The sequence below is a fragment of the Gemmatimonadota bacterium genome (assembly GCA_026702745.1).
Lineage (GTDB): Bacteria > JAAXHH01 > JAAXHH01 > JAAXHH01 > JAAXHH01 > JAAXHH01.
This window is the reverse complement of record JAPPBT010000095.1, coordinates 1-3,401: the sequence shown is the minus strand read 5'-3', so window position 1 is coordinate 3,401 and position 3,401 is coordinate 1. Positions and strand designations below refer to the sequence as shown.

Genomic DNA, 3,401 nt, shown 5'->3' with positions numbered 1-3,401 from the left:
TACGACACCTACCTGGGTTTCCGCGGTCTGGAGGGCAACATCACCTGGTATCCCACCGACGAGGATCGGCCCATTGTTGTCGAGAGCACATCGAAGGTCTGGAACGACACGCCCCGCCGTGAACTGAAGTACGTCGTCGCGGAATCCGAAGCATACGGGGGCCGGTACGGTCAGGATTTCGTCGGCCGGTTCATCACCTCGGCCATGGGCGGCGGTCAATCCGCCGGTTCGGCCAGCCCGGACGGTCCGGAGGACCCGGACGACCCGGTTAGCCCGGGCAGCTCGGAGGTTCCGCAAGCCCCGTACGATGACGGTGAGAACGCCCTGCGCGTGCTGCGGATCATCGAAGCCGCGTATCGGTCCAGCGAAACGGGCCGCATGGTTTCCCTGGAACAGGACCGGGAAGGTTAGGCGCTCATGGCTTCGATGCGCGGCAAGGTGGTGGTGGTTACCGGTGCATCGACCGGTATAGGACAGGCTGCGGCCGAGGCCTTTGCCCGCGAAGGCGCCACGGTCGTCCTGGCAGCCCGATCCGAGGGGAGATTGGAGCGTATCGCCGCAGACATCGAGAAGGCGGGAGGGCGGGCGCTTCCCATGGCCGTGGACGTCACGGACCGATCCGCCGTGTTCGAAAAGATGAACGAGGTCGCGGCGTCCCAGGGAAGTATAGACGTGCTGGTCAACAACGCGGGAATCGGCCTGTTGAGCACTGTGGACGGTATGGATCCGGAGGAATTGAAGCGGATCTTCGAGGTGAATTTGTTCGGCCTGATCTGGTGCACGCAGGCCGTGCTGCCCCACATGACCAGGCAGAAAAGCGGACGGATCGTCAATATCTCATCCGTCGCCGGCAAGCGGGCGCTGCCCCACATCTCGGCCTACTGCGCGAGCAAGTTCGCCGTGCAGGCCTTTTCGGACAGCCTGCGCATGGAAGTAGCCGAACACGGGATCACCGTAACGGTCCTGTGTCCGCCCCGGGTCGACACGACCTTCCACGACACGCCCCTGATGAGACAGAAGGGGCAGCGGATGAGCGCCCCTTCGATCTCCGCCGAATACGTGGCCGCGGCCACCGTCCGCGCCGCCCGCCGGGGAAGCCGGGAAGTCGTGGTATCCTTCTACGGCAAGTTCTTCGTCTTCTTCCACTGGCTGTCGCCCCGCCTCCTGGAATGGATCATGAAGCACCTCTGGATGCGGCTTGACGTGAAGAAGACTGAAAGGCCGGGCGGGGAGGAAGTGCCCTGAAGTCCGTCCGGGCTATCCGTTCACCGATTTCGAAATCTCTTGGACCGCGCCGAGGAGTCTGTCCACCTCGGCCGCCGTGACCATGATGTGCATCGAGGCGCGATTGGCGTCCCAGCCGACCTGCAGGTGGGTCACGCTGCGGATGTAGATGTTGTAATCCTCCCACAGCTTCGTATTCAGATCCCGCGTCGGTACCCCCTTGATCCTGAAGGGGATCAGACCCGCGTGGAGCCTCGGGTCCTCGGAAGCGAATACTTCCACGCCGTCGATGTTGCGCAGCCCCGTGGCCAGCTTGCCAGCCAGGTAGCGGATGCGGGTCTCTATGCCTTCAGGGGTCAGGTGGTTGTGGAAATCGAGCGCCGCGTTCACGGCCGTCCACTTCGCATAGCAGCTGGAACCGCGGCTCGTATACTGCCTCGCCGAACCCATGCGATCGAGCCACCGCTCGTTCGTGGAGAGATCCTCGCCGTACATGTTCTTGCCCGCGAAGGGCGTGGTCGAGGTGACCGGCTGGATCCGGTCGAACATATCCTCTTTCACATAGAAGAAACCGGACTGCATGGAGGCCAGCATCCACTTGTGCGAAGGGCCGGCGTACATGTCGCATCCCAGGTCGTGCATGTCGAGCTTGACCATGCCCGGCGGCTGGGCGCCGTCCACCAGTGTAATGACGCCCTTTGACCGCGCCATCTCGCAGATCTCCTTGACCGGCATGAACAGCCCGTCCGTGTAGTTCGTGTGGCAGAAGCTGAGCAGCTTGGTCCGTGGCGTGATCGCGGCTTCGAAGGCCTTCAGGAGATCGTCCGGCGACTTGGGCGGGTGAAGCTTCGGGTCGGACAGGTCGATGACGCCTACCTTCAGCTTGTCCCGATGTGCCCGGTTCAACACGGGGTTCGTGCCGGCGCCGTGGCAGTGGTTGGTATAGAGGATCTCGTCCCCGGGTTCGAGGACGGGACCGAACGTGCCCGTGATCATCCCGTCCGTGGTGTTGTTGGCCAGGGCGAGTTCGTTGGGTTTGCAGCCGACGTACGCGGCGAATTTGGCCATGAACGCGTCGGCATAGTCCATGGTATAGTGATTCCGCCTGAAATCCACGTAATCGTTATTGATGCGATTCAACGCGTCGATCTGCGCCATGTGGACGCTGCGCGGCGATGGTCCCCGCGTCCCGGTATTCATGTAGGCGAGGTCCGGGCGGATCAGGAACTGTTTGGTGACCAGTTTCCAGAACTGCTCGTCATCGGGCGCGGCCGCCGCGCCCATGTCGTTCATGTCCACCGCCGCACTGGCGGATTTCACTCCCAGCGAAAGCAGGGCGGTGCCTGCCAGCGTGCCGCCGAGAAAGCGGCCCAGGAAACCCCTGCGGTTGAGTGCCGCCAGTTCCCTGGGATCTTCGAATCTTGGATCGAAGTTCAGATCCGGCGAGAGGGTATTCATGGGATTACCTCCGAATCAGCCGTCCGCAACCGGCGCTGCACCGGATGGTTACAGCACGGTTTTCATCCGGTTGAAGGCGATCTGTATATAGTAGGTAAGAGATACTCTTATTTATGCGTCAAGGCGCGATTTTAGGCAACCTGTTTTTGATTCGATGGCCAAGAAATCACTTGACAAGACACCCCCTTTCCGTATATTTGCCCGAAGGAGCATTTCTCTTCATCCTCTCTCCAAGACAACCCATGCGCGACCGTGACCAGGCATCCCACCGTCTTTGCCGGTGCCGCGTATTTATTGGGGTTTGTCAGGGAGACTATTTCTTCCTGAGAAGGGTAGGAGTGTCAGTATGGAACGCGGCACGGTAAAGTGGTTTAACGAACGCAAGGGGTTCGGATTCATCGCGCGTGACGATGGGGACGATGTGTTCGTGCACTATTCAGCGATCGTCGCACAGGGATTCAAGACGCTGAATGAAGGCGATGAAGTCACCTTTGACATTACTGAAGGTCCCAAGGGACTCCAGGCCGCTAACGTAACCAAGGTGTCCGGTTAGAGACACCGACACAGCACAGTACGCAAGTGTGATAGCCCGTGGACTGATCCGCACAGTACACGGGCTTTTGTGTATCAATGGACGCGCCGCCAACGGACGCGCCGCCTACGCACCGACCCCGAACGGACCCGCCCGAACGCCGGGCGTCCTGGAGATGACAGTATGC

4 protein-coding genes are annotated in these 3,401 nt (G+C 61.0%); 3 read left to right on the top strand and 1 reads right to left on the bottom strand.

Annotation, left to right across the window (positions count from 1 at the left end; translation table 11 throughout):
- A partial coding sequence (locus OXH56_15590; GenBank protein ID MCY3556731.1) for a hypothetical protein occupies positions 1 to 411 on the top strand: 411 nt, incomplete at its 5' end.
- Positions 412 to 417: 6 nt separating this feature from the next.
- The gene (locus OXH56_15585; protein ID MCY3556730.1) at positions 418 to 1,245 is read left to right on the top strand and encodes an SDR family oxidoreductase; all 828 of its coding nucleotides are present in this window, start codon (positions 418 to 420) and stop codon (positions 1,243 to 1,245) included.
- Positions 1,246 to 1,257: 12 nt separating this feature from the next.
- Here OXH56_15585 and OXH56_15580 read toward each other — a convergent pair whose 3' ends face one another.
- On the bottom strand, positions 1,258 to 2,682 hold the full coding sequence (locus tag OXH56_15580; protein MCY3556729.1) for an aminotransferase class V-fold PLP-dependent enzyme: 1,425 nt from the start codon (positions 2,680 to 2,682) through the stop codon (positions 1,258 to 1,260).
- A 346-nt stretch (positions 2,683 to 3,028) separates the two neighbouring features.
- On the opposite strand from OXH56_15580, the gene OXH56_15575 reads away from it, so the two are divergent.
- Complete coding sequence (locus OXH56_15575) at positions 3,029 to 3,235, top strand: cold shock domain-containing protein (protein ID MCY3556728.1); 207 nt, start codon at positions 3,029 to 3,031, stop codon at positions 3,233 to 3,235.
- Positions 3,236 to 3,401 lie beyond the last annotated feature (166 nt).